The following is a 23,649-nucleotide window of genomic DNA, read 5'->3' on the forward strand; positions in this document are numbered from 1 at the left end:
GGCACGCCCTTCCCGGGCGCGTCGCCGGGCCGGCAACAGGCCCCGCCAAGGCGTTACGACTTCTTGGACGGCGTGGGCACCGGGGAACCGGACGCGGCCTGGTTCTGGCAGCCCTTCTGCTTCGCCATCGCGGCGCCGACGTCACCGGCCTCCAGGTTCTTGAAGGCGGCCTCGCTCTGCTTGTTGAGCTTGTTGATGCCGTTGGACAGGTCGCGCAGCCCGTCGGCGAACTTGAGCTTGTCCGAGGTGTCGAGCTTGTTGACCTGCTTCTGCAGGTCCGCGTAGCCCTTGGAGAGCGAGTTGAGCTCCTTGACCGCGTTCTCCTGCGCCTGCTTGCCCTGGTCGGTGGGCGGCGGCCCGGCCTGCTGCAGGGCCTTGGCCAGCGACGCGTACGCCTGGGAAATCTTCTGGAAGGCAGCCGAGTCGGTCTGCTGGACCTTCTTGGAGTCCGCGCTGGCGTTGTCCGCCTTCTGCATGGCGGCGTTGGCGTCCTGGATCTGCTTGAACGGAGCCTGCGCAGGGTCGCAGAAACTCTTCGCCCAGTCGTTGAGCTTCTTTCCGTTGTCCTCGCTGCAGCCGGTCAGCGCGAGCATCAGTGCCGCCCCGCCGGACAGTGCAGCCACAAGCTTCTTGTTCACCGGATTGGTCCCTTCCATGGCTCTCGGCCCCGGAACATACACGTCCGAACGGCCTGGTCCCCGGGTCGGGCATCCGGTCCGGCTCTCATTGCAGCCATTTGCATCAAGGAGCGCAGGGCCACCCGGGCAGACCGAGGGCGGGTGGCCGGCGCCTGCAACATGCGCCGTCCACCCGCCCAGTTGAGCGGTCCGCGAGCCTTTCCGACGTCGCTTCCGGTTAGGACGCCACCGCCGTCTCGGCCGACTTGGCGACGCCGTCGGGCTCCTCGGAGTTGTTGTGTTCGTCACCCACGGCGATCCCGCGCCGCTTGGAGATGTACACGGCACCGATGATGACGGCGAGCGCCAGTACGGCCGCCGCGATCCGGATGCCGATGTTCTTGTCCTCGCCGTACGAGAACTTCACCACAGCGGGCGCGATCAGCAGCGCCACCAGGTTCATCACCTTCAGCAGCGGGTTGATCGCCGGCCCGGCGGTGTCCTTGAACGGGTCGCCGACGGTGTCCCCGATGACGGTGGCGGCGTGTGCCTCGCTGCCCTTGCCGCCGTGGTGGCCGTCCTCGACCAGCTTCTTGGCGTTGTCCCAGGCGCCACCGGAGTTGGCGAGGAAGACCGCCATCAAGGTGCCGGTGCCGATCGCCCCGGCCAGGAACGAGCCCAGCGCCCCGACGCCCAGCGAGAAGCCGACCGCGATCGGCGTGAGCACCGCCAGCAGGCCGGGGGTGGCCAGCTCGCGCAGCGCGTCCTTGGTGCAGATGTCGACCACCCGCCCGTACTCGGGCGTCTGGGTGTAATCCATGATTCCGGGCTTCTCCCGGAACTGCCGGCGCACCTCGAAGACCACCGCTCCCGCCGACCGCGACACGGCGTTGATCGCCAGCCCGGAGAACAGGAAGACGACCGAGGCGCCGAGGATCAGCCCGACCAGGTTGTTGGGCTGCGAGATGTCCAGGCTGAGCCCCATGCCGCCGGCGGCCCGGCCGATGTGGCGTACGGCGGTGGCGATCGCGTCCCGGTAGGAGCCGAAGAGCGCGGAGGCGGCCAGTACGGCGGTCGCGATGGCGATGCCCTTGGTGATGGCCTTGGTGGTGTTGCCGACCGCGTCCAGGTCGGTCAGCACCTGCGCACCGTCACCCGAGACGTCGCCGGACATCTCGGCGATGCCCTGCGCGTTGTCCGAGACCGGTCCGAAGGTGTCCATGGCCACGATCACGCCGACGGTGGTCAGCAGGCCGGTGCCGGCCAGCGCCACCGCGAACAGCGCCAGGGTGATGGACGCGCCGCCCAGCAGGAACGCCCCGTAGACGGCCAGTCCGATCAGCACCGCCGAGTAGACGGCCGACTCCAGGCCGACCGAGATGCCGGAGAGGACGACGGTGGCCGGCCCGGTCAGCGAGGTCTTGCCGATGTCCCGTACGGGCCGCCGGGTGGTCTCGGTGAAGTATCCGGTCAGCTGCTGGATCAGCGCGGCGAGCACGATACCGACGGCGACCGCGACCAGGGCCAGCATCCGCGGGTCACCGCTGTGGCCCAGGACCACGGGGTCACTGACGCCGGTCAGGTCGCGGTAGCTGGACGGCAGGTAGGTGAAGACCGCGGCGGCCACCAGGACCAGCGAAATGGCCGCGGAGACGAAGAAGCCGCGGTTGATGGCGGTCATGCCGCTGCGGTCCCGGCGCCGCGGCGCGACGACGAAGATGCCGATCATCGCGGTGATCACGCCGATGGCCGGCACCAGCAGCGGGAAGGCGAGTCCCGCGTCGCCGAAGGCCGCGGTGCCCAGGATGAGGGCGGCGACCAGGGTGACGGCGTACGACTCGAAGAGGTCGGCGGCCATACCGGCGCAGTCACCGACGTTGTCGCCGACGTTGTCCGCGATGGTCGCGGCGTTGCGCGGGTCGTCCTCGGGGATGCCCTGCTCGACCTTGCCGACGAGGTCGGCGCCGACGTCGGCGGCCTTGGTGAAGATGCCGCCGCCGACCCTCATGAACATCGCGATCAGCGCGGCGCCCAGACCGAAGCCCTCCAGCACCTTGGGCGCGTCGACCGCGTAGACGAGGACCACACAGGACGCACCGAGCAGACCCAGTCCCACGGTGAACATGCCGACCACGCCACCGGTACGGAAAGCGATCTTCATCGCCTTGTGGGATACCGCCGTAAGATCCTTTTCCCGTGATTCGCCCTCGGCCGGAGTGGCCTCCCGGGCAGCCGCCGCCACACGCACATTGCTGCGCACCGCGAGCCACATGCCGATATAGCCGGTGGCCGCCGAGAATGCCGCGCCGATCAAGAAGAAGGCACTGCGTCCGGCGCGCTGCGACCAGTTATCCGCGGGCAGCAGCATGAGCAGGAAGAACACCACGACCGCGAATACGCCGAGGGTCCGCAACTGCCGTGCCAGGTAGGCATTTGCGCCTTCCTGCACCGCCGCCGCGATCTTCTTCATACTGTCGGTTCCCTCACCGGCCGCGAGCACTTGGCGGACCAGCACCGCCGCGACGGCCAGCGCCGCCAGCGCCACCACGGCGATCACCAGCACGATGCCGCGGTTGCCCGCGGTCAGTGACGGCCCGGCCAGAAAAGAGGGGGTGTCAAGCAACTGAGGGGTGTAAGGCCCCGCCATTCGTCCTCCTTGACGTTTGGCACATGGGCGCGCGGAAGCACGCTCAGGCGTCCTGAGCAAGAGATGTGGACGGATTGTAGGGAGCCCCGGTTGATCAAAACAGGGCGCCTCAAAGGGAATTCGCCGGTAGTCGCGAAGATCAAAAGGCAGACGGCGCCCGGAATTCGCCCGGACGAAGGAATGCACCGAATTCACTGACCGTCGGCAGATGATCTCTTCGTCGTACTGATCACCGCTTGATCACGCATTGATCGCCGCTGCTCAAGGACACCGTCCCGGCGGCTGGGCCGAATGGGTCACAGGAGACCTCGGAGAGAATTGAGCCGCCCGGCCGCGGCCGAACGGGTGACCCACCGCCCTCAGACGCCCCCCTGAGGGACCGTGAGGGCTCATGACGGCCCATGAGGACCCGTCAGATCGAGTCCGGATCGCAACGCATGGGAGCGGGGCGGCGGACACCCCGTGGCCCCCGCGCGGAACAGCGCGCAGGGACATGCCATGAAGACGTACAGACGCTCGGTACGGGCACGAGTACATGTACGGGTACGAGCGGGTACGGACTGCGGCAGGGCAGCCGTCGGTCCCGGTTACGAGATGGTCGCCGCCGTCGTCGTGGGCCAGCTCATGCGGATCATGCCGCCCTCTTCACCGGCGGTCACCTCGACGTCGTCGACCAGCCCGCTGATGACCGCGAGGCCCATCTCGTCCTCGCCCTCGGCGTCGCTCTCCGCGGCGCCCTCGGCCTCGCCGGCACCCCGGGCACCCGCCGCGGTGGGCCCGCCGGGCACGCCGTCGCCGACCTCGATCGAGAACTTCTTCTCGTCCTCGATCAGCAGCACCCGCACCGGCGACTCGATGTCATGGCTCTCGTGCAGCCCCACGGCCCGGCTGCAGGCCTCGCCAACCGCGAGCCGCACCTCGTCCAGGACGGCCTCGTCCACCCCGGCCCGCCGTGCCACGGCAGCCGCGACCAGTCGCGCGGTGCGGACATGCTCGGGAAGGGCGCTGAAACGGAGTTCGACGGTGGCCATGCCATCCCCCTCGATATGCGGGCGTGCGACGCAGGGGGCCGGACACCCGTCCGGTACCCCCCACTCCTTCCTTCCCCCGCGCCTGCCGGCGCGGGGGCCCGGCAAGCCGTCAGTCGGTGGCTGCGACGGCTTCCTCGACCGAGGTGTGAATCGGGAACACCTTGGTCAGACCGGTGATACGGAAGATCTTGAGAATGCGCTCCTGGTTGCAGACCAGGCGCAGCGAGCCCTCATGGGCGCGCACCCGCTTGAGTCCGCCGACCAGGACGCCGAGCCCAGTGGAGTCGAGGAAGTCGACACGTTCCATGTCCACCACGAGGTGGTAGCTTCCGTCGTTCACAAGCTCGACCAGCTGCTCACGCAGCTTGGGCGCGGTGTATACATCAATCTCGCCACCGACCTCGACGACCGTACGGTCGCCAACGGTCCGGGTCGACAGGGACAGGTCCACGGATCCTCCAGCACCTTGCTATCGAGCGGTCGCCCCCCTGGGGCCTCCCCACCGAAGTAGGGGCGGATCTGGCAGCCGCGATGGCATTCAATCACTTACCAGCAGGCGTGCACGACGCCCTTTGAGCATTGTCCGTCACTCCGGTGACACACTCGGTGCCGATGGCCTCCAATCGACTCCCGCCGGATGCGGGCGCGCGCCCTTCCCCAGGCATGATTCTCGAACGTCTCGCCCGGGGCGCGACCCGCGCTGCGCGCATCACTCATACGGAGCACTTGCCCCCGCGCATCGGCAGCCACACCGACTGGCCCGATCGGATCCGGCCCGAAGTGATCGACGCGATCCGTTCGTCCGGAATCGAGCGTCCCTGGGCCCACCAGGCACGGACGTCCGAACACGCATTGCGCGGCGAGTCGGTCGTGGTGGCCACCGGCACCGCCTCGGGCAAGTCCCTGGCCTATCTGGCGCCGGTCCTCTCCACGCTCCTGGACGGTGCGGAGGCGCCCAACGGCAGGGGGGCCACGGCGCTGTATCTGGCCCCGACGAAAGCCCTGGCCGCCGACCAGCGACGCGCCGTGCGCGAGCTGGCCGCCCCGCTGGGCACCGCCGTCCGGCCCGCGGTCTACGACGGCGACACCCCCGTCGAGGAGCGCGAGTGGGTCCGCCAGTACGCGAACTACGTGCTGACCAACCCCGACATGCTGCACAGCGGCATCCTGCCGGCCCACCCCCGGTGGTCCTCCTTCCTGCGCGCGCTGCGCTACGTCGTCATCGACGAGTGCCACACCTACCGCGGTGTGTTCGGCTCGCACGTCGCCCAGGTCCTCCGCCGGCTGCGCCGGGTCTGCGCCCGTTACGGCTCGGAGCCGGTCTTCCTGCTCGCCTCCGCCACGGCCGCCGAGCCGGCCCGGGCCGCGACCCGGCTCACCGGTCTGCCCGTGGTGGAGATCACCGAGGACACCTCGCCGCGCGGCGAGTTGGTCTTCGCGCTCTGGGAGCCGCCGCTGACCGAGCTGCACGGCGAACAGGGCGCCCCGGTGCGCCGCACGGCCACCGCCGAGACCGCCGATCTGCTCACCGACCTCGCCGTCCAGGGCGTGCGCACGGTCGCCTTCGTACGCTCCCGGCGCGGCGCGGAACTGATCGCGCTGATCGCCCAGGAACGGCTCGCGGAGGTCGACCGCTCGCTGCCCGCGCGGATCGCCGCCTATCGGGGCGGCTATCTGCCCGAGGAGCGCCGCGCCCTGGAACGGGCCCTGCACAGCGGGGCGCTCCTGGGCCTGGCCGCCACCACGGCGCTGGAGCTGGGCGTGGACGTCTCCGGTCTGGACGCCGTGGTCATCGCCGGCTACCCGGGAACCCGCGCGTCCCTGTGGCAGCAGGCCGGCCGGGCCGGACGGGCCGGGCAGGGCGCGCTGGCGGTGCTCGTGGCCCGCGACGACCCGCTGGACACCTATCTCGTCCACCACCCCGAGGCGCTCTTCGACCAGCCGGTCGAGTCGACCGTCCTCGACCCCGACAACCCCTACGTGCTCGCCCCGCACCTGTGCGCCGCCGCCGCCGAACTCCCGCTCACCGAGGCCGACTTCCCGCTCTTCGGTCCCGCGGCCGCAGGGCTGATGCCGCAGCTGGAGGCCGCGGCCCTGCTGCGGCGGCGGGCCACCGCCTGGCACTGGACGCGCCGCGAACGGGCCGCCGACCTCACCGACATCCGCGGCCAGGGCGGTGCGCCGGTGCAGGTCGTGGAGGCCGGCACCGGGCGGCTGCTGGGGACCGTGGACGCCGGCGCCGCGCACACCACGGTGCACGACGGCGCGGTCCACCTCCATCAGGGCCGTACGTACCTCGTGCGCCACCTCGACCTGGACGACGACGTCGCACTCGTCGAGGAGGCCAGCCCGCCGTATTCCACGACGGCCCGCGACACCACGGCCATCTCCATCCTGGAGACCGACACCGAGGTCCCCTGGGGGGACGCCCGGCTGTGCTTCGGCTCCGTGGAGGTCACCAACCAGGTCGTGTCCTACCTGCGCCGCAAGCTCATCACCGGCGAGGTCCTGGGCGAGACCAAGCTCGATCTGCCGCCGCGCACGCTGCGTACCCGCGCGGTGTGGTGGACGGTCACCGAGGACCAGCTCGACGCCGCCCGCGTCGGCCCCCGGCAGCTCGGCGGCGCGCTGCACGCCGCGGAGCACGCCTCCATCGGCATGCTGCCGCTCTTCGCCACCTGCGACCGCTGGGACATCGGCGGGGTGTCCGTCCCGCTGCATCCGGACACCCTGCTGCCGACGGTGTTCGTCTACGACGGCCACCCGGGCGGCGCGGGCTTCGCCGAACGCGCCTTCCACACGGCCGCCGACTGGCTCACCGCCACCCGCAGCGCGATCGCCGCGTGCGAGTGCGAGGCCGGCTGCCCCTCCTGCATCCAGTCCCCCAAATGCGGCAACGGCAACGACCCCCTCCACAAACGCGGCGCCATCCGCCTCCTCGCCGAGCTCCTCCGCGGCGCCCCGAAAACCCCCGCCTGAGCCACCGGCCGGGAGCGACGGGTGGTTGGCCCCACGTGGTCGGCTGCGGCGCCGTGCCTGTTGCTCGCCGTTGCGCTGGGTGCCCCTCCCACGTGGCCGTCTGCGGGCCGTGAGCGCTGTTCGCCGTTGCGCCTGCGGCGGGCGGTGGGTGTCGGGTGCGGCGCCAGCCCTACGGACTTCGTCCTCCGGTCTGTCCCCTCCCGTGGTGGGTGGAAAGAGGCCGGTGGGGGTGCACGTATGCGGGCGCCCGTGCTGGCCGGCGGTAAGCGGGTGGTCCGCGTGCCGTCCCGGGGGGCGGGAGCCGAGTGCGTGTGCCGTCCGAGGGGGAGGACGGTGCGTGTGCCGTCCGGTGGGCGTTGGGCGTCCTTGTGCTGTCGTACGAGCGGCCGCCGGGCCCGTATACCCGCCGGGCCGGCCACGGGCCTCCTGGACCGCCGTACGGGCCGGGGACGGCTCTTGTGGCGCCGGGCCGGGCAAGAGGCGTCCCTTGCGGCGGCGTACCGGCAGGGGAGGCCCGTTGCGCCTCCGTATGGGCAGAGGACAGCCCTTGCGCCTACCTACGGGCAGTGGGCGTCTCTTGTGCTGCCGGTCCGGCGCGGGCCCGTGACTGGGTGGTGAAGGGCCCGCTGCCGGCTTCCACCGAGACGTCCGCGACCGGGCCGGAGACCGCGCAGCGCACCAGCCGCGTGTACTGCGCAGCCGCCACCCGGCCCGCCGCCGCGCAGGCAGCGGCCGGACCCCGTACGGCTCGGTCCGCGGCCGCCAGCGCGGCCAGGTCGGCGGCCCCGCCCGCCCGGTGGCGTGCCGTGACGGCCTGGCCCAGTCCCATCAGGGCCAGGAAGACCGCGCACAGCGCCGCGGCGGCGAAGACCGTCCAGACCGTCGCCGAGCCCTCATCGCCCCACTGTTTCCTCCGCAAGAGCCACCGCCTCCCCTCCGACGCGTACCGTCAGCTCCCCGACACCGGGCAGTGCGGCCTCGACCCGTACCCGCACCAGATCGCCCTCCCGGGCCAGCGCCACCCGCGCGCCCCGGGGCGCCACGCGCCGGGCGGCGGCGAGCACCGCCGTCCGCGGTTCCGACCGCGCAGCAGCCCTCGCCCCGGCCCGCGCCGCGTCCACGCACTCGATACGGGCACAGGCGGCCATCAGGCCCCAGATCAGCACCGCCACGACCACCACCAGCACCGGCAGCACCAGAGCCGTCTCCGCGGTCACAGAGCCGGCGTCGCGCACCCTCCGCGGGGCCGCGCGGGCCCCGCGGAGCGGCCTTCCGTCGTCACGACGGTGCATGGAGCGCCTGCTCGATCAATGACCGCAACGCCGCACGCACGGTCCCGCTCGTGATGAGCCGGTAGAACACCACGGCCAGTGCACAGGCCGCGAGCGTGACGATCGCGTACTCGGCCGTCGCCATCCCACGGTCGTCGGCCGCCATCCCGCGCAGCCGCTTCCTCCATCGCCGGAACATTCCAACCCCCGTTCCCCGGCCGCCTCCCGGCCGGTTCGTTGTCGTCGTTGTCTGGGTCGTGTGGTTGCTTGGGTTGTTGTCGTGCTGTCGCTGTCGTTGCCGTTGTCGTTGTCGTATTCGTTGCTTGGGTTGTTGTCGTTGGTTGGCTGCGCCTTCTCGTGTCGGCGCTTCGTGCCATCCCTTGTGGAGGGCCCTTGTGGTCAGCCCTTGTTGTCAGTCCTTGTGGTCAGTCCTCGCAGTCAGTTGCGCCCCAGCAGGCCGTCCGCCAGACCGATGAGCACCGGGGCCACGCCGAGCAGGAGGAACGCCGGGAGGAAGCACCCGGCCAGCGGGAGAGTGACCAGCACGCCGGCCCGCCGGGCCCGTGCGGCCGCGGCTCTGTCCCGTTCGGCGCGTAGGGCAGCGGCGATCCGGGACGCGGACTCCACCGCCGGCACGCCGGATATCCCGGCGCGCTCCATACAGCGGGCGAGTTCCGCGGCGCCGGGCAGTGCGGCCAACCGCCGCCATGCGGCGGCCGGTTCGCCTCCCAGTCGCAGCTCCGCCGCCACTTGCCGCAGCCGTTCGGCCACCGGTCCGTCGAGGGACCGCCCGACCGCTTCGGCTGCTTCGCGTGGACCGGCTCCGGCCGCCAGGCAGGCGGCCAACAGATCGGCGGCCGGCGCCAGTTGCCGGTGCACCTCCTCGGCCGCCGACCGTGCGGCCTGGGCCTCCTGGTGGCGCGTCAGCCTGCGGTGCGCGACGAACCCTGCGACGAGACCCGCCAGGACGCCGGCCGCCCCGCCGATGAGGAGGGCCACGAAGACCGCCGCTCCCAGGGGCCCGGCCCATCTCGCCGGCCCGCCGGCTCCCCCTGGACGGTCCCAGGCCGTCGCTCGCGTACGACCTGCGCGCCATCCGGGTCCCGGGAGCCGGCTCGATCCGCCGGGCCCGCCACCACCGCCGCGGCCGCCGTCCGCGGCCGGCCCATGGCCCAGGACGGCCGCCGCCCGTCTCCGCACGGCCCGCCGCCGGCGCACCCCGTCCAGCACCACCATTGCTGCCACCGCCGCCACCGCCACCGCACACAGCAGCACCGTGGCGACGGGCGACCCGGCGGCCACCGTCATCCCCACCCTGTGGACAACTTTCACCACGTCGACCCCGGCACCCATCACCGCGCTCACCACATGTCCCTTCTGCATACTTTCCGTACGCCCGCGCCTTCGTTCCGCACTTCCGCACCTCGCGTGCCTGGCGTGCCTCCCGCGCCTTCCGTGCCTTGCGCGTCGCCCGCCCCTTCCGCGTCGTCCGTTCCTCGCGCGCCTCGCACGCCCTTCATGCCGCCCGTGCCTTCCGCTTCCGCGACGATCCGGGTCGTCCACACCACCCCGCCCCACTCCAGGAGCCCACCGAGCACCAGGCAGCCCCAGCCGGCCGGGGAGTGCAGCAGCACTCGCAGGGGGTCGGCGCCCAGTGCGGTGCCCATCAGGAGGCCGCCCACCGGGAGCAGCGCCAGCATCAGTGCGGTCGCCCGGGGCCCGGCCAACTGGGCCCGCAGGTCCTCGCGCAGTTCCCGGCGGACGCGGAGTCCGGCCGCGATCCGCTCCAGACCGGCGGCCAGGCCCGCACCGCCCTCGACCGCCACCTGCCAGCACGCCGCCACCGCGGTGAGCCCCTCGGCCCCGGGCTGCCGCGCCGCGGCCCGTAGCGCGCGGGGCACGTCCCCGCCGTAGCGCGCGGCCGCGGCCGCCGCCCGGCCCGCCGGGCCCAGCGCCGGTGGTCCCCCCGCGGCGTACAGCGCCTGGGCCGGCTGCCGGCCGGCCCGCAGCTCCCCCGCCACCGCCGCGCACAGCCCGATCACCTCGGCGGTGCGCCGCTCGCGCGCCCGTTCCGCCCGACGGCCGGCGAGCCACCGCCGAACGAGGTACCCCGCCACCGGTGCCGCGAGCACCGGCAGCACGGACCCGCCCAGTACGCCCAGCGCCAGCCCGGCCGGCAGGCACCACAGCTCCCGGCCGAGGTCGGCCCGGCGCCCGAGGCGCCAGCGCCGCTCCCCGTCGGTCACCCGTCCCGCGCACCACGCCCGTACCTCCTCCCCCAGCCGCGGGGCCCGCCCCCGGGCCGCCCGGTCGTCCGCATCGCCTCCGAGGACCGCCCGGGCCCGCCGCCGTACGTCCTCCCGTCTCCCGGCCGCCAGCCGGGCCGCGGCCCCCGCACACACCACCGCGCCCACCAGCGCCACCGCGGCGCCGTTCATGACCACTCGCCCCCGCCGCGCTCGCACAGGCGGCTCAACCGTCCCCACCCCTGGGCCGGTTGGAAGCCGTCCGGGCTCCAGACAGCCGCCGGGACGGTCACCACACAGCCGTCGGGATTGCGCTCAAGGACGTGCACCTCCGCGATCCGGCGGCGGCCGGTCCGGTCGCGTACGAGGTGGAGGACGACGGACAGCGCGGCCGCCAACTGGCTGTGCAGGGCGGCCCGGTCCAGGCCCGCGGTCGAGCCGAGGGCCTCCAGGCGCGCGGGGACGTCGCAGGCGGCGTTGGCATGGACCGTGCCGCAGCCGCCCTCATGGCCCGTATTGAGGGCGGCCAGCAGGTCCGTGACCTCCGGGCCCCGCACCTCGCCCACCACCAGCCGGTCCGGCCGCATCCGGAGCGCCTGGCGTACGAGGTCCCGCAGTGTCACCCGCCCGCCATTAGGAACAGTTCGCCTGTCTCAGCCGCCCAGCCGTCTCAGTGGGGCGGAGAACCAGCGTTCCGTCTGTTCGCCCTGTGAGCCGCGGATGTGTCTCAGAGACCTGGACGCACTGTTATGTGTTCGTGACCATTCGTCCACGCTCGCCGGCTGCTGACGACCGCCGCACGGCCGAAGGGCTGGCCGGAAGCCCGATCCGCAGATAACGGGCAGGGCAACTATGCAGCGTCGTCCTAAATGATTACGAGAGCACCAAGATGCTCAAACGAGGGCACGCAACTAAGCTCGAACTGCCGAGAGACGAGCCGACCGGGGAGGTCACGGTGACCACCCAACATTTAACAGTCGCGCCACTACACGGCGCAGGCCCATCCACTATAGAGCGGATTCTTCTGGATGAGGCGGTTACCTCTGCAATAGAAAGTAGCGACCTCCAGCCCGAGGCGAGTTCTTCGTCGGCGGACGAACTCCGAACGCAATACAGTACCTTGCTGGCCGCAACACAAATGCAGCGCACAGAATTTAATAATGCATTAATAGAGAAGAGTGAAAGCCGACGGTCCACCATCAGGACCTTGGGCGTCTACACATCTTCATTGTTCGCGATTACCGCCCTACTAGTCGCAGTTGCACTGTTCTTCCTCGGGGCCTCCTCGTACCTACCGTTCAAGTATGATCGCCTGACCGTGGCAATTACATGCCTACTTCTCGCAATTTTGCTCGCATCCCTAGCTTCTCTGCTGGAGATTCCCTCGAGAAGGAGAAGGGAGCAGGCAAACACACGTTTTCAAGTGGCATCTGACCTCTTCGCACAGAGCCTCAACACAGAAGCCAAAGGAGTGTTGTCATCAATAATAAATGAACGACATGAACGCGACAGAAGACGCGTACCAGTATTGGAGAATCCGCGGGCTCCGAGATTGGTTGAGCTGGAATCGCCGGACACTCTGGTGTCAGAATCTGTCGCCCGAATTACAAATTTCGTGCGAGACCACGATGCATCAGCCATCGGGCTTAGCGGACCACGAGGCGTCGGCAAGACTACAGTGATGCAGCATGTTTGCAACAACCCTCCAGAGAGATGTTTGGGAGTATACATTCCCACGCCGGTGGAATACACGGCGGCTGATTTCATTCGGTTGCTGCATGGCCAGGTGGCGCAAGCTATCCTCGACGACCGCAAAGCAGGACGCGGCCCCGAAATGAGCCGCTACTGGCAAAAGGCCCTCCTCCGCGCAATACTCGGCATGGCGATCGCCTTTCTTGGCGTCTTGATAGTTTTTCTGAACCACATACCTTCCACCAATCTCAATCAGAGGGTCACAACGTCGGACGTACTTGGCGTACTCATGGCGCTTTTTGGCCTAGTCCTCTACCTAGGTAGCGCTTTTGCAAGCATGAATAGTTTCGCGAGTCGCCTGCTAGCTTCCCTCGCCGGCCGTCCACCGCAGCGTGAAGGGAAAGAGGTGATGTTGGCACGTAGGGCGCTGAGGTCCCTTACCTACAGCACGAAGGAGCAGCATGGTTTGAAGAATACTCTGAAGTTCAGCGGCTTCTTCACAATGGAGGACCAAGACCAACTAGAACTGACCGAGAGGGAGCAAACACACCCAGAAAGGGTGCGAGATTTCAAGGCTTTTACGCTGAGCTATCATAAAGTGAGTGACCGGAGCATCATCGTCGCACTGGACGAACTGGATAAATTGGAGTCCACGGAAAGCGCCTTGGCTTTCATTAACGGAATAAAAGACTTGCTACACGGGCCGAACACCCACTTTATCGTTTCCGTGTCCGAAGATGCTCTTCACAGCTTCGCCTTGAGAGGCATCCCCCTCAGAGACGCATTTGATTCTTCCTTCGACCTCATAGTTCCGGTGCGCCGATTTAATGTAAGCGAATCCAGAGAACTGTTGAATCGCAGGATCATACATTTCCCCGACGAACTGATTCTCTACTGCCACGCTGTAAGCGGTGGCCTGCCGAGAGATCTTATTCGATCGGCGCGTCAATGCGTTGACGTAAGACGTTCAGAAGGAGTGGAAATCACCGTGCCGGAAGTCGTCTTCCGGGTTACCCAGCAGCAGAGTCTGTCCGTTGCCGAGGCATTGGTGGCCAAAGCAGATGAGACATGCATTGGGCTCGTCAGGCCGGGCCTGGCGGCAGTGTCAGCACTCAATTCGGCTAGTGACATGAGAAGCCTACTCGTAGCGCTAGAAGACGGGGCGCAACGATTCTCTTCATTTACCGATGAAACGCACACCCTGGGACAGAACGTTGCCCCATATTTCAATTGCTTGGCCACAGCGGGCTCATATTTTTCACAACAATGGACCGGAGAGAGATGGCAACGAGAAAAGGTGTACGGCAACTGTGAAGCGATCACGGAAGGGATTGCAAGCGCCATATCAGCCCTGAACGTCGAGCCCCGCGAATCGCTGATGCGACTTTCTGCAGCACGCAAACTTATCGGGTCCAAGACACTGCGGAGATCCCACAAAAGGACGTCGTCCCGGGTGGGCGGAGTGGGCCTTTTCCGCCTCCGCCATTGATTGCAGCGCCTTATCGCGCCGAGATATTTGGCCTGGACGTTGCTGACGCGAGTGGCCCATCAACGACAGAGAGTGGGCGCAACCGCGAAATCCTGACACGGAGCACGATCGAGCGAGACCAGACAGTGCTTAGATAAGCACTGTTGTTAGGGGCTCACCCAGGCCCGGCGACCCTGGCTGGCACAACTCTTGCGGATACACCGAATTGCCCGAAGTGCTCTCAGTGCTTCACAGCCACCTCACTCGCTCGACGCGCGCGTCAGCTGCAGGGTCCCATGATCAGGACGCCCTCGCGTGCCAAAAGAGGAGGATGCGGTCCTCTTGCGCTGATGGGTGCCCCGGCCTGCACTACATTCAGCCGAAGCTGTTCACCGCCTGCGCGATCACCGTCATCCCCCCTTCTCTCCCCTGTCCTCTAGGACCTGGACATCAGGGCGGAAGAGCAGTGCGGTCAACGCTCTCATGGCCCTCGGCCCCATCGCCCTGGCCGCGGAACTCGGGTCCTAGACGGACTGGCGGTCCTGGTCGCGTCGGCCGGCGGCCTGGTTCATCGCCTCGTCGACCAGGCTGGGCGTCGGCATGCTCATTGAGGGACGTGCACGAGACGTCCGCGGGGCGCGACCGCGGCCATCGTGATTGGCGCCCGGGTTTTGATCATCTGGTCCAGGATGCCCTCTCTGCCAAACTCGGGCTCACCAGCGACGAGATGAACCGGCTCCTGTTCGGTCTCACCCTCATGGCCTTCGAGGGCGAGGGTCGACACGTCGCCTCTGCTGCGACGCGCAGCCTGTCCATCGTTCCCTGAGGAAGCCCCCATGGCCGTGGGAGGGCCGTGCCACGGGATCGGCGCCCTCAGGGGCAAAGCCCCGTGGGGTTGTCGGGGTGCTGATCGATCCAGTCCAGTCCCGCAGGGTCAAGGTGGTGGCGGGCTCGGGTGACGGCCACGTAGGCCAGGCGGGCTTCCGATTCGTTGATGGGGCTGGATACGGGACGGCCGGTGGCGTCAACTTCGTCGGTGTCGGGGGGCGGCGTGAAGTCGGGCGCGATGCGGACATGGGCCCATTCCCGGCCTTTGGCTTTGTGGGCGGTGGATACGGTGACCTGCGCCTTGTCTTCCGGGACGAGGCGGTCGACGGCGTGGAGGATGGCGTCGGGGCCGTGTTCGTCTACGAGGTTGGCGAAGGGCTGCAGGTCTGCGCCGGCAGGGTCGAGTTCGGCGTAGTCGCGCAGTTCGTTCCAGGTGGTGAATAGCAGGAGTTCAGGATGGTGGGTGCGTCGTCCACCGATGAGGTCGCGGGCAGCCTGAGCCAGGGCACGTAGTGCTTCCCCTCCGCCGACCAGTGCCGTTGCAGTGCCGACGTTAAGGAGCGCGAGGATCTCAGTGACGGCTCCGATGTTGGTACGGCACAGGACCGCGTCTGGGCGCTCCGTGCGCGGACCGACGGTGGTGGGGATGTCGGGAGTTCCGGTGAGTTGGATAGGGGCCCCGCTGAGGGTGAGCCAGCGGTTGGCTTCGGCGGCGAGTTTGGGACCAAAGCGGAAGGAGCGGGTGAGGGTGAGGTGGTGGCCGGTGAAGCCGGTCATGACGTCGCGGGCTCCTCGCCAGCCGTAGATGGCCTGCGCGGAGTCGCCGACCATGACGATCTGGGTGTGGTCCCTTTGGGCCAGGACGATCTGTTCCAGGACGGGGTTGGTGTCCTGGGCCTCGTCCAACAGCAGGAAGTCGCCGTGCAGTACGGGTTCGGTCAGGGCCCACATCTTCAGGTAGTGGTCGTGCTCGAAGCGCACCGTGCCCGCGTTGGGGCCCTGCAGGTCGTCCCATGCCTTTGCGGCATACGGCAGCAGAAGATCGGCAAGCTCCGCCTGTGCATCTTCAGTGTCGATGCCGCGCAGGGGCGGGACGTGGTGCGGGGCGAGTTCGGTGTCGGCGGACTGGCAGTAGCGGGTGACCGTCCGCAGCACCGTATTGGACAGGGTGGCAGGCATGAGATCACGCCCGTTGATCCGGGCGGGGGTGTTCAGGCCCAGGTCCTGTCCGACCCTCCAGCCCGGTCTGCGGGGGCTATTGAGGCGATCGCGATACCGGTGGCCGAGGGCGGCGTACGCCAAGGAGTGAGCGGTCTTGCACTGCACCGATGCGGGGAAACGGGTGGCTGCGTCCAGAGCGATGGCGCGGTTGAAAGCGAGGTAGCGGCCGCGGCGGGCGGGCATCTGCTCGGCGAGAAAGGCAAGGGTGGACGTCTTGCCGGTGCCGGCACCGGCCTGAATGACGAGATGCTCGCTCTTACCGAACGCCTCAAGGGCGGCAACCTGTTCATCGGTGGGGGCGAAGGACATGTGAAGAGCTCTCCGGAAGCCTGACGGCCCACACCACGCTCTGGACGGGCGAAAGGGGGCCTGTTTCTTGGGGCAGATGCCGGAGTAGAAAGTGCCAGCAGACACGCCCACGGCTTATGTGCACGCCGTGGGGTCCCTTCGATCGGGTACCAAGAAGCACACAGATGTGCACCTTTCGGGCAAGAGTTCGCCAACGGCATCCCCTTCGAGGGATCAGGGGAAGGCTGGCTTAGCGTTCCGGGCGTGGGGGTTCGTGGCCGGCGCACAGCGGGTCGAGGAGCTCGCCCAGGGGGACGCTGAAGGCGTGAGCGAGGGCGTGCCAGGTGCCCAGCGTGCCGATGGTGCGACCCTGCTCGATCTCGATGAGGGTGCGGCGGGACAAGCCGCTATTGGCGGCGAGCTGGTCATAGCTCCAGCCACGCTCCGCGCGCAGGCGAGCGAGGGACTGCCGCAGCGCCGTCGGGTCGGGTTCCGGCGGCGGGAAGATCGTCACCCGACTATCCGACGGTGCACACCCCTGCCCTGGCAGTGCAGACTTCTGCCCTATTTACATGCCCGCTGAGACATCTCCACCAGGGCACAGGTCTGCACTACGGTGTCCGCGCCCGAAACCGGTCCATGAGGTGGACCGAGGTCTGCCCGATCGCACCCTGGAGGGACCGAATGCCCACTGCCCTGCCCTCACGTGCGTGGAGCGCCACGATCAGCAGTCAGGTGGGGCGACCCGTACTGACGTGCAGCGCTTGCCCCTCACCCACACACGTGACGGGCACCGCCGGGGGGTCCGAGATCCGTCGGCACCTTGCACGCCACTTGGCCGAGTGCCAACTGCCGGCACACCTTCGGGTGTGCCATTGTCGCGAGCAGTCCTGCGTATGGCACCGGCGGCAAGGGCCGTGCTCTGGCACCCTTCGGCTGCTACTTATCCGAGCGGACCACGGCCGGACCTGGCACCTCGCCGACACTTGCAACGCCTGCGCCGCCACAATCCCCCACGCCGCGACCGTTCCAGAACCCCCAACCCCCACCAGCACCACTGCCCCTGAGGGGCAGGCTCCCAGCGGCAGAGTCACAGCGAATGCCCCAAGCGAACACGGCGAGTGGGTCGAAGTGCCTTGAAGGGCCGCCAACGGGGCCGACCCGATACTCATCGGCATGCTGGAGAATTCCCTCGGCCAGCACTACTGGACGAAGTTCACCTGGAGCACCGACGGCACCCACCCGCCGATGATCCATGTGATGCCCGTCAAGCCCGGCCGCAGGGCTCAGGGGTGATGAGCAGGCGGTCCTCGTTCCACTTTGCGGCGGAGGCCGTGATGCCGCGCAGGCGATGCTCAAGGTCGCCAATGCTGAAGAGCTTGTTAGTGGGCTTCATCCCATGAGTGTGAGGTCGCCCACTGACAATGTCTCCGGAACGGGCAGAATGCGGGCGTCGAAGCCGCCCACCCGATCCAAACCGGATCGAAACACGCGTCCAGGGGCTGGTGAGCGAACTCCTGCCCAAATAGAACTGACCATCCCAGAAATCCGCTTTTGCGCGTCGGCCGGGCACTTGCCCGGCCGACGCGCTGTTGGGGGGCGTCAGCGAATCGCCTGGATGATCCGCTGGCGAAGGCGTTCGTCACCGATGTAGTCGATCTCGCGCCAAGCGGCGTCGGAGACCTCTTCGGTCTGCAGTTCGCCGATGTCGGCGGTGGTGCGGAAGAGGAAACGGAAGTCGAAGTGCTGGTGGGCGGGCTCTTTCTTGGCGGGGTTGGCGTCGATGGGGTGAACGTCAACGTGGAGCGGGGTCTCGCCATGCGGGGTGACTACGTGAGGCGGGATGCCGGTTTCCTCGGCGAGCTCGCGGCCGGCGGCCTGCAGAAGTGTGCTGTCGGAGGGCTCCAAGTGGCCTCCGGGCAGCAGCCATTTGCCGGTGGCGAGGTGGTGGATGTGCAGGACACGACCGTCGGCTCCGATGAGGATCGCGCCGGCGGTGACGTGTCCGGGCAGGGTCTTGCGGCTGGTGAGGTCGTCACCGTCGTCGAGGAGGCCGAGGACGACGGCGAGTTCGCCCTTGTTCTCGGGGTGCTGGTCGAGGTAGGCGGTGGTGGTGGTTCGGATGTGGTCTGCCGTGATGGCCATGGTGATCACCTGTTGAAGTAGGACAGCCAGGTCGCCGCAATAGCGGCTCGGTCGGCCGCGGGGGCCTCGTGCAGGCCGGGGGCCAGGTCCCCGCGGGTGAGCATCCTGATCGCGGCGAGGATCTCGGCCTGGACCAGGAAGATGAACGGCCCAACGCTGGCGCCATGCAGGAAGTTCACGGCATTGCCGCCGTTCGCCAGATAGAAGTAGTGGCCGGTGGTCTGGTAGCGGGTGACGTGGTCCCCGACGGTGGTGCGGGTGTAGACGTCCGGCAGGCTGTCCAGTTCCAGTTCGTCCTCGCTTGAGGTGACGGTGGCGACGTAGGCGCCGTTGCGCAGGTGGGGGAAGTCCTCGCCGTGCAGGGAGACCGCGCCGGTCGCGCAGAGCACCAGGCCGGCCCCCTTGAGTGCGTCCTCGCGGTCGCGGGCGACGGTGAAGCCCTGGGACAGGGCCTGTGTGCGGCGGACGGGGTCGATGTCGTGGACGGTGACCTGGACTCCTTTGGCGTGCAGAAGGCGGGCGATGGAGCTGCCGAGTTTGCCGAAGCCGATCACCAGCGCGGGGCGGCCGTGGAGGATGTCGCCGCGTCCGCGCATGACGGCCTCCGTGGAGAAGACCACGGACTGCCCGACCAGGAAGTCCTCGGGGTCCTTGAGCGGTGAGCGGGCGACCGAGATGACCGGGCAGGGCAGCTTGTCGAGGTCCTCGTAGCGGCGGTGGCCGTTCTCGGTGTCCTCGATCACTCCGAGGATCTGCCCTGAGAAGCGGCTGTGCAGCTCGGCGAGGGCGGGGGCGAAGTAGCCGCCGACGTCCAGCAGCATGACGGGCTCGCCGCCAGCGCGGGACTCGAAGTAGTCCATCGCGGCGTCGGGGTCGGCGAACAACTCACGGGAGAGCGTATCGACCGGGATGGTTTGCTCGACCTCGCGCTGGGCGGCGGGGGTGATGGACTTCGGCTTGGGCAGCACCGCCCGCAGGCGGCTCAGCGCGGCGACCGCGCGGACGAAGCCGGGCCGCTCGGGCAGTAGGTGGGTCACGAGGAACGAGGTGACCTGGTCGATGGGGGCGAACTGGGCGGCGATCTTGGCGAAGTAGGCGTCCAATCGGGCGCGTTCGAAGGTTTCCATGGCCGTTCCCTCTCGTCGATGAGTCAGGGCAGTGCATGGGTGGCTGGGGATGTTCAGGCAGGGCGGGCGAGGCCGAGCAGGAGGCGGCCGGAGGCGAGGCCGGCATCGAGGTAGGCGTCGACGCGGGCGAGGTCGGCGCTTCGCGGCAGAGGGTCCAGGCCGACCACGATGACGGCCTGCCCGTGGTCGCGGACGTGCTGGGTCCAGCCGGGGCGGACCGGCAGCCGGGTGCTGAAGCGGCTGCCGTGAAACCGCAGCAGCACCGTGGTGGTGCCCACGATCAGCAGACGTTCCCCGAGGTCAGGAACAAGGTCCTGCGGTTCGGCCAAGCCACCCAGGGATGCGGAGAGACGTCGCATGCGGGCCTCTATGGCATCGGCGGTGTCGTGTTTGGTGTGACCAGGTGGGTGGGTGAGGAGGACGTGCGCGATGTCGGTGTCGTCCGGGTCGACGCCGAGCCAGGTCCATGCGCCCAGGGTGGCCAGCAGGCCGGGGCCGGGGCCCGCGGCGGTCAGCGGGGTGCAGGCGGTCAGCATGGTGCCCCCTGGGTGGCCGGGGCGGTCTTGAAGCGTGACCAGACGACCTTGCCCGTCACTCCGCGGTCCTCGATGCCCCAGTCATCGGAGAGCATGGCGACGATGTGCAGCCCGCGGCCGGAGACGTCGTCGTTGGTGGGGCGACGGCGCCGGGGGCGGCGGGGGCTGGAGTCGTGGACCTCGACGCGGACGACGTCGTCCTCAGCGTTCATCGTGACGTGGAAGCCGTGGCCGCATCGTGTGCCATGTGCGAGGGCGTTGGTGGCCAGCTCGGAGACACAGATGCGGACGTCGTCGGCCCGTCCCTCCAGGTCCCAAGCGGCCAGGGTGCGCAGGACGAAGTCACGGGCCTGACCCACGGATTCGGGGACAGGGTCAAAGAATCTCTTGATGGCATCGGGCATGGCGAGCCTCATGTCTCGGCGTCCAGGGCAGGGGCAGAGCTGGGATTGCGGCGACGAGAGCGTTCGGGCGGCCGGCGAGTCGTCTTGCTGCCGCGGACGAGCATCAGCCGCCCTCCGGAACCGGTGATCTGCCGTCGCCGCTCGGCGGCTATCGACTTGGGTCCCAGGTGGGAGTCGGAGGGCAGGACCACTCCGTAGACATCCGGCATGTCGAGCACGTCCAGCAGCCCGGTGAACGCCGCACTGTGGGCGCACGTGGCGCTTCCTCGCTCGATGAAGACCGCACCCAGCACCAGCTCGTGGCTGCGGCAGTATTCCGCCAAGACCCCGGCCAGGGCCGTCTGCCGAGCGGCGGAGCTCTTGGCGAGCCGGAGAAAGCCATAGACGACCGGGCCGTTCACCGGGCGATGCTCCGTGAGGGGTTCCATATGCAGGTCCGTCCAAAGGATCAAAAGGGGCGGAAGACGTGGCCCGACAGGATCCGGGCCGACGCTTCGAGAGTGGCCCTGCTCCAACCCCCGGGAAATGACCCACTGTTGTACTTCCGTTGCACTTGCGTGCCCCCTCCCGCCTGCAGCGTGCTTCGATGCTGTGCGGAAGGGAGCGACGCGTGGCGACCGTGCACCACTGGACCGGCCTGGAGGCCCATGCCCTGCGGCTCGCGCTGCGGATGAGCGTCAGGGGCTTCGCCCAGCACCTCGGAGTCGCTCAGCGCACTGTTGCCAAGTGGGACCAGCTCCGTGAGTCCACCGAGCCGAGACCCGACACCCAGGCGATCTTGGACACCGCACTGGCCCGTGCGGACGCCGCGGTGCATCTGCGGTTCGAGACACTGCTGTCCGAGACCGGCCGCCCGGCGGCCGGGCCGGGACGGCGGGTGACGGCATCCGGCCCGAGGTCCTGGGAGTACGAGTCCTGGACCGATGACCTGGACCGGGTCGTGGTCGCGCTGTCCCGCCAGAGCTTCGCGTTCGCCGACAACCTGCTGGGCCGCTGGCTGGCCCGTTTCAAGCCAGCCGAGCTGGACGACAAGGGCCTGTATCTGTTCGCCCGCTCAACAGCCCTGCTCGGCGATCTCCAGCGCGACCAGGGCGCCGTGCTGGGACCGCTGTCAGCCCAGCACGCGTATGTCGGCGCCCGCTCAGCGTTCACCCAGCTCGACATCCCCCGCCGCATCGCCCAGCTCGACCTGTCACTAGCCGTGGTCGCCGAGATGTCCGGCAAGCTGGAAATCGCCGCCCGCCACTACGAAACCCTCGCCGTGGACGACCGGCTCTCCCGCCGAGACCGGGCCAGGGCCCGCCTGTGGGTGGGAACCGCGCTGAGCAAGGACGGCAACCACGACTATGCCGCCCGCGTCATGCTCGCCGCGACCCGCGACTTCGAGGACCTGTCCGAGCCCGAAGACTGGTCCGTCGCCCACCAGAAACTCGCCCTCGCCCACCGCGGCGCCGGCGACCTCACCAAAGCCCTCCACTTCATCGACATCGCCCGAACCACCGGCACGACCGACTCACCGATGCAACGCGTTCGCCTGGACACCGCCCACGGACACATCCTGCTCTCCGACCCGGCCACCCGGGATGATGGACTGCACGTCCTCGACCACGCCGCGAAGACGGCCGCGCAATACGGCATGAGCCACCAACTCCGCAGCATCGAGGGCATCCGGACCACGATCCAGGGGACACCGCGTCCCCGGCGACGGTGACCAGGGAGAGAAGCGAGTGACGGACAACCAACGGGCCATCACCGACGACCAGCGCCAGCGGGCCAAGCTGATCTGGGGCTACCACCAGATGAGCCACGAGGTGCGGCCGGTCGACGCCGCGATCGGCCTGGGCAGCCACGACCTCGGCGTCCCCGCCTTCTGCTCCGAGCTGTATCGAGCCGGGCTGTTCCCAACGCTGGTCTTCACCGGCGGTCCCAACCCCACCGCCCCGGAACGATTCCCCCGCGGAGAGGCCGTGCACTTCCGCGAGCACGCCATCGACCTCGGCGTCCCCGCCGAAGCAATCCTGCTGGAGCCCACGGCTCGCAACACAGGCCAGAACCTCACCTTCTCCCGCGACGTCCTGGCCGCCGCCGGGATCATCCCCCAGACCGTGCTGCTGGCCTCCATGCCCTATATGGAGCGACGCGCATTCGCCACCGCCCGCAAAGTGTGGCCCGAGGTCGAGGTCATCTGCGCCTCGGCGCCACTGGAGTTCGACGACTACCTCAAGACGATCGGCGACGACAAGCACGTCGTTGACCAGCTCGTCGGCGACCTCCAGAGGGTGATCGAGTATCCGAAGCTCGGATTCGCCATCGAGCAGGAGGTCCCGGAGGACGTGCATGGCGCGTACGAATCCCTCATCCGCGACGGCTTCACCAGCCGGCTCCTCGACTCCTGACCTGCCGGCCCCGGGCGGGCTGTGTGCCATCCACCAGCCCAACTTCCTGCCTCGGCTGACCACGCTGGCGAAGCTGTTCGCGGCGGACTACTGGATCGTCCTGGACGACGTGCAGTTCACCCGCCGCGACTACCAGCACCGGGCCCTCCTCCCGGCCCCTGGCGAGGCGGAGGGGCGCCGGTGGCTGACCATCCCCACCCATCTTCCCCACGGCCGCCAGACGGCCATCTGTGAAGCTCTGATCGTCGATGCCGACCTGGCCCGGCGAAAGACCGCGGGGATACTGCGGCAGACCTATCGCTCCAGCCCCCACTGGCCCGCGTTCGAGGAGGCCCTTCAGCAGGTGCTGGCCGCGTTCGACACCGGCCGGACCGCGGCCGTCGCCGAGACCTCCACCCGCGTCCTGCTGGACCTGCTCGGCTGGCAGGGGAAGATCCTCTCCAGCAGCCGACTGCCCGCCCGGCCCGGACGCTCGCAGCGGCTCGCCGACCTGGCCGCCGCGACCGGCGCCCGCGCGTATCTGTGCGGGACCGGCGGCATGAGATACCTCCAGCCGCAGCTGTTCACCACCCTCTCGATCACCGTCACCCCCTTCACCACGCCGCCACTGGGGATCTGGGCCGCGGGCCGCAGGGACAGCGCCATCACCCCCCTCATGGCGCTCGGCCCCGCTGCCCTGGCCGACGAGGTGAAGGCCGTCGCCTCCCGCGACGACCTCCACCCCGTCGCATAGACGCCGCGGCTGCTTTCCCC

At 68.8% G+C, this 23,649-nt stretch carries 22 protein-coding genes and 1 pseudogene; 6 read left to right on the plus strand and 17 right to left on the minus strand.

Annotated elements, in window-relative coordinates; all coding sequences use genetic code 11:
* Positions 1-53: 53 nt before the first annotated feature.
* From ACZ7MX_RS28765 to bldG, 4 genes are all read right to left on the minus strand, one after another.
* The gene (locus ACZ7MX_RS28765; RefSeq protein WP_472136153.1) at positions 54-638 is read right to left on the minus strand and encodes a small secreted protein; all 585 of its coding nucleotides are present in this window, start codon (positions 636-638) and stop codon (positions 54-56) included.
* Positions 639-855: 217 nt separating this feature from the next.
* A complete protein-coding gene (locus tag ACZ7MX_RS28770) occupies positions 856-3,264 on the minus strand; it encodes a sodium-translocating pyrophosphatase (protein ID WP_472136155.1) in 2,409 nt (802 codons plus the stop codon).
* Positions 3,265-3,851: 587 nt separating this feature from the next.
* A complete protein-coding gene (locus ACZ7MX_RS28775; RefSeq protein ID WP_030412610.1) occupies positions 3,852-4,295 on the minus strand; it encodes an ATP-binding protein in 444 nt (147 codons plus the stop codon).
* 109 nt (positions 4,296-4,404) lie between these two features.
* On the minus strand, positions 4,405-4,746 hold the full coding sequence (bldG, locus tag ACZ7MX_RS28780) for an anti-sigma factor antagonist BldG (RefSeq protein WP_030412609.1): 342 nt from the start codon (positions 4,744-4,746) through the stop codon (positions 4,405-4,407).
* Between the two features lie 161 nt (positions 4,747-4,907).
* Here bldG and ACZ7MX_RS28785 point away from each other — a divergent pair, with 161 nt between their 5' ends.
* Entirely contained in the window at positions 4,908-7,274 is a 2,367-nt protein-coding gene (locus tag ACZ7MX_RS28785; protein ID WP_472136157.1) for a DEAD/DEAH box helicase, read from the plus strand.
* A 553-nt stretch (positions 7,275-7,827) separates the two neighbouring features.
* Here the strand turns inward: ACZ7MX_RS28785 and ACZ7MX_RS28790 are convergent.
* The 6 genes and pseudogenes from ACZ7MX_RS28790 to ACZ7MX_RS28815 all read right to left on the minus strand — a co-directional run.
* Positions 7,828-8,193, minus strand: coding sequence for an Rv3654c family TadE-like protein (locus ACZ7MX_RS28790; RefSeq protein WP_472136159.1), 366 nt, complete (start codon positions 8,191-8,193; stop codon positions 7,828-7,830).
* Positions 8,168-8,566, minus strand: coding sequence for a TadE family type IV pilus minor pilin (locus tag ACZ7MX_RS28795; RefSeq protein ID WP_472136161.1), 399 nt, complete (start codon positions 8,564-8,566; stop codon positions 8,168-8,170). The genes ACZ7MX_RS28790 and ACZ7MX_RS28795 overlap by 26 nt, the downstream gene beginning before the upstream one ends.
* Complete coding sequence (locus tag ACZ7MX_RS28800) at positions 8,553-8,711, minus strand: DUF4244 domain-containing protein (protein ID WP_267887879.1); 159 nt, start codon at positions 8,709-8,711, stop codon at positions 8,553-8,555. The genes ACZ7MX_RS28795 and ACZ7MX_RS28800 overlap by 14 nt, the downstream gene beginning before the upstream one ends.
* A gap of 272 nt (positions 8,712-8,983) precedes the next feature.
* Positions 8,984-9,853: a type II secretion system F family protein gene (locus tag ACZ7MX_RS28805; protein WP_472136163.1), complete on the minus strand. Its 870-nt coding sequence runs from the start codon at positions 9,851-9,853 to the stop codon at positions 8,984-8,986.
* A gap of 53 nt (positions 9,854-9,906) precedes the next feature.
* Positions 9,907-10,983 carry a type II secretion system F family protein gene (locus ACZ7MX_RS28810; RefSeq protein ID WP_472136165.1) on the minus strand — a complete coding sequence of 359 codons (1,077 nt, stop codon included), beginning with the start codon at positions 10,981-10,983 and terminating at the stop codon, positions 9,907-9,909.
* A pseudogene (locus tag ACZ7MX_RS28815) lies at positions 10,980-11,420 on the minus strand (ATPase, T2SS/T4P/T4SS family); the annotation flags it as partial. The gene ACZ7MX_RS28810 and the pseudogene ACZ7MX_RS28815, both read right to left, overlap by 4 nt.
* A gap of 326 nt (positions 11,421-11,746) precedes the next feature.
* Here ACZ7MX_RS28815 and ACZ7MX_RS28820 point away from each other — a divergent pair.
* Positions 11,747-13,972, plus strand: coding sequence for a P-loop NTPase fold protein (locus ACZ7MX_RS28820; RefSeq protein WP_472136166.1), 2,226 nt, complete (start codon positions 11,747-11,749; stop codon positions 13,970-13,972).
* 595 nt (positions 13,973-14,567) lie between these two features.
* Positions 14,568-14,777 (plus strand): hypothetical protein, encoded by a 210-nt coding sequence (locus ACZ7MX_RS28825; RefSeq protein ID WP_472136168.1) that lies wholly within the window; start codon positions 14,568-14,570, stop codon positions 14,775-14,777.
* Positions 14,778-14,824: 47 nt separating this feature from the next.
* On the opposite strand, the gene ACZ7MX_RS28830 is transcribed toward ACZ7MX_RS28825, so the two are convergent.
* The 7 genes from ACZ7MX_RS28830 to ACZ7MX_RS28860 all read right to left on the minus strand — a co-directional run bounded on the left by ACZ7MX_RS28830 (position 14,825) and on the right by ACZ7MX_RS28860 (position 20,928).
* Positions 14,825-16,309: a UvrD-helicase domain-containing protein gene (locus ACZ7MX_RS28830; RefSeq protein WP_472136170.1), complete on the minus strand. Its 1,485-nt coding sequence runs from the start codon at positions 16,307-16,309 to the stop codon at positions 14,825-14,827.
* Between the two features lie 229 nt (positions 16,310-16,538).
* Positions 16,539-16,802, minus strand: coding sequence for a helix-turn-helix transcriptional regulator (locus tag ACZ7MX_RS28835; RefSeq protein ID WP_329144837.1), 264 nt, complete (start codon positions 16,800-16,802; stop codon positions 16,539-16,541).
* A gap of 1,088 nt (positions 16,803-17,890) precedes the next feature.
* A complete protein-coding gene (locus ACZ7MX_RS28840; protein ID WP_472136172.1) occupies positions 17,891-18,433 on the minus strand; it encodes an NUDIX hydrolase in 543 nt (180 codons plus the stop codon).
* A gap of 5 nt (positions 18,434-18,438) precedes the next feature.
* Positions 18,439-19,560: an adenosylhomocysteinase gene (locus tag ACZ7MX_RS28845; RefSeq protein WP_472136174.1), complete on the minus strand. Its 1,122-nt coding sequence runs from the start codon at positions 19,558-19,560 to the stop codon at positions 18,439-18,441.
* Positions 19,561-19,613: 53 nt separating this feature from the next.
* Complete coding sequence (locus ACZ7MX_RS28850; RefSeq protein WP_472136175.1) at positions 19,614-20,096, minus strand: hypothetical protein; 483 nt, start codon at positions 20,094-20,096, stop codon at positions 19,614-19,616.
* Positions 20,090-20,455 carry an ATP-binding protein gene (locus tag ACZ7MX_RS28855; protein WP_329330947.1) on the minus strand — a complete coding sequence of 122 codons (366 nt, stop codon included), beginning with the start codon at positions 20,453-20,455 and terminating at the stop codon, positions 20,090-20,092. Before ACZ7MX_RS28855 ends, ACZ7MX_RS28850 begins: the two co-directional genes overlap by 7 nt.
* 53 nt (positions 20,456-20,508) lie before the next feature.
* On the minus strand, positions 20,509-20,928 hold the full coding sequence (locus tag ACZ7MX_RS28860; RefSeq protein WP_472136177.1) for a hypothetical protein: 420 nt from the start codon (positions 20,926-20,928) through the stop codon (positions 20,509-20,511).
* Between the two features lie 182 nt (positions 20,929-21,110).
* Here ACZ7MX_RS28860 and ACZ7MX_RS28865 point away from each other — a divergent pair, with 182 nt between their 5' ends.
* From ACZ7MX_RS28865 to ACZ7MX_RS28875, 3 genes are read left to right on the plus strand one after another with little or no spacing between them, the layout of a single operon-like run.
* Positions 21,111-22,211 carry a helix-turn-helix domain-containing protein gene (locus ACZ7MX_RS28865; protein WP_472136178.1) on the plus strand — a complete coding sequence of 367 codons (1,101 nt, stop codon included), beginning with the start codon at positions 21,111-21,113 and terminating at the stop codon, positions 22,209-22,211.
* 16 nt (positions 22,212-22,227) lie between these two features.
* On the plus strand, positions 22,228-22,896 hold the full coding sequence (locus tag ACZ7MX_RS28870) for a YdcF family protein (protein ID WP_472136180.1): 669 nt from the start codon (positions 22,228-22,230) through the stop codon (positions 22,894-22,896).
* Complete coding sequence (locus ACZ7MX_RS28875) at positions 22,838-23,629, plus strand: WbqC family protein (protein WP_472136182.1); 792 nt, start codon at positions 22,838-22,840, stop codon at positions 23,627-23,629. The genes ACZ7MX_RS28870 and ACZ7MX_RS28875 overlap by 59 nt, the downstream gene beginning before the upstream one ends.
* The last annotated feature ends 20 nt before the right edge of the window (positions 23,630-23,649 follow it).

The sequence above is a fragment of the Streptomyces sp. NPDC107765 genome (assembly GCF_055657085.1).